Source organism: Xanthomonas sp. MUS 060 (genome assembly GCF_000963215.1).
Lineage (GTDB): Bacteria > Pseudomonadota > Gammaproteobacteria > Xanthomonadales > Xanthomonadaceae > Xanthomonas_A.
Genome location: NZ_JZIM01000079.1, coordinates 1 through 1798 on the forward strand (window position 1 = coordinate 1; position 1798 = coordinate 1798).

General features: G+C 58.3%; 4 protein-coding genes. All 4 read right to left on the reverse strand.

Features of this window, described 5'->3' with window-relative positions:
• Positions 1-236: 236 nt before the first annotated feature.
• Positions 237-629 carry an AMP-binding protein gene (locus tag XANALMUS060_RS16985; protein WP_235430607.1) on the reverse strand — a complete coding sequence of 131 codons (393 nt, stop codon included), beginning with the start codon at positions 627-629 and terminating at the stop codon, positions 237-239.
• Positions 518-1246: an AMP-binding protein gene (locus XANALMUS060_RS21635; RefSeq protein ID WP_235430608.1), complete on the reverse strand. Its 729-nt coding sequence runs from the start codon at positions 1244-1246 to the stop codon at positions 518-520. Before XANALMUS060_RS21635 ends, XANALMUS060_RS16985 begins: the two co-directional genes overlap by 112 nt.
• Positions 1230-1433 (reverse strand): condensation domain-containing protein, encoded by a 204-nt coding sequence (locus XANALMUS060_RS21045; RefSeq protein WP_162484723.1) that lies wholly within the window; start codon positions 1431-1433, stop codon positions 1230-1232. Before XANALMUS060_RS21045 ends, XANALMUS060_RS21635 begins: the two co-directional genes overlap by 17 nt.
• Positions 1434-1583: 150 nt before the next feature.
• Positions 1584-1798 (reverse strand): hypothetical protein (locus tag XANALMUS060_RS20875; protein WP_045739449.1); only part of this gene is annotated, 215 nt, incomplete at its 5' end.

The following is a 1798-nucleotide window of genomic DNA, read 5'->3' on the forward strand; positions in this document are numbered from 1 at the left end:
CGACATCCATAATATATTGATCCCTTCACACTCGACTGTCTCTGCCAAGCGTGCCGGGTTCATCAGAACATCGGATTCGATGACGATCAGGCGCGCGCCATTGAGCAACGCACCCCAGATTTCGAATGTGATCGCATCAAAACTCGGGTTGGCGGCCAAAGCAACACAGTCGCTCGGCATGAAGGGAAGATACCCATTGTTTGAGCAACGCACCCCAGATTTCGAATGTGATCGCATCAAAACTCGGGTTGGCGGCCAAAGCAACACAGTCGCTCGGCATGAAGGGAAGATACCCATTGTTCAATCAACACCAGGCGATTGATTCCCCGATGCGGGATTTCGACTCCCTTCGGCAGTCCTGTCGAACCGGAGGTGTACATGACATAAGCACTCTTACCGCCATGCGAGCGCAATCCTGGACTGTCAGATTGCGCCGCATTCACCGCGGTATCGTCGACGTTGACCCGCAAGAGCTCAAGCGGCGCTGGCAGGATGGCATCTGTCACAGCCAACACCATCACGGCACCGCAATCGGCGAGGATGTAGGCCAGCCGCTCAGGTGGATAGGCCGGATCCAGCGGAACATACGCCGCTCCTGCCTTGAGTACCGCCAGCAGCGCCACCACCATTTCGATACTGCGCTGCATGCAGATCGCCACACGATCATCCGGGCGCACACCCAACTTCCGTACATGACATAAGCACTCTTACCGCCATGCGAGCGCAATCCTGGACTGTCAGATTGCGCCGCATTCACCGCGGTATCGTCGACGTTGACCCGCAAGAGCTCAAGCGGCGCTGGCAGGATGGCATCTGTCACAGCCAACACCATCACGGCACCGCAATCGGCGAGGATGTAGGCCAGCCGCTCAGGTGGATAGGCCGGATCCAGCGGAACATACGCCGCTCCTGCCTTGAGTACCGCCAGCAGCGCCACCACCATTTCGATACTGCGCTGCATGCAGATCGCCACACGATCATCCGGGCGCACACCCAACTTCCGCAGGTAATGGGCCAACTGATTGGCACGTGTATTCAACTCGTCATATGTCAGCGCCAACTCGCCATGCGCAATGGCGATTGCCGAGGGCTCACGCGCCACCTGTGCCTCGAACAACTCGTGTACACCGGCATCGCGTGGATAATCTGCCGCTGTTGCATTCCACTCCATCAAGAGCTGATGCCGTTCGACCTTGTCCAGCAACGGCAGACGGTCCACCGCAAGATCTTCAGCGCCGTCGGCCACCATCGCTTCCTTCCAACAGATGCCGCCAATGCCCCATCCACCGCTGCAATGTCGCATGCTCGAACAACGACGTGGCATAAGTCAGACTACCGACAATTCCCTGCTCGCCCTCTGCTAACGACAACGACAGGTCGAACTGCGCACTCGTCTGTGCGATGCCAAGTTCACTGGCAACAGATGCCGCCAATGCCCCATCCACCGCTGCAATGTCGCATGCTCGAACAACGACGTGGCATAAGTCAGACTACCGACAATTCCCTGCTCGCCCTCTGCTAACGACAACGACAGGTCGAACTGCGCACTCGTCTGTGCGATGCCAAGTTCACTGGCCTGGACTTCACCGAGATCTAAAATGCCCACCCTGCGGCGTGTTCTGCCAGGCAAACATCACCTGGAACAGCGGCGCATGCGCCAGGCTGCGTGGCGGTTGAATCAGTTCGACCACCTGCTCGAACTGCGGCGTGTTCTGCCAGGCAAACATCACCTGGAACAGCGGCGCATGCGCCAGGCTGCGTGGCGGTTGAATCAGTTCGACCACCTGCTCGAACGGGA

Coding starts and splice junctions, on each gene's coding strand:
- XANALMUS060_RS16985 (WP_235430607.1), bottom strand. CDS start 629: ATGGTGGTGGCGCTGCTGGCGGTACTCAAGGCAGGAGCGGCGTATGTT.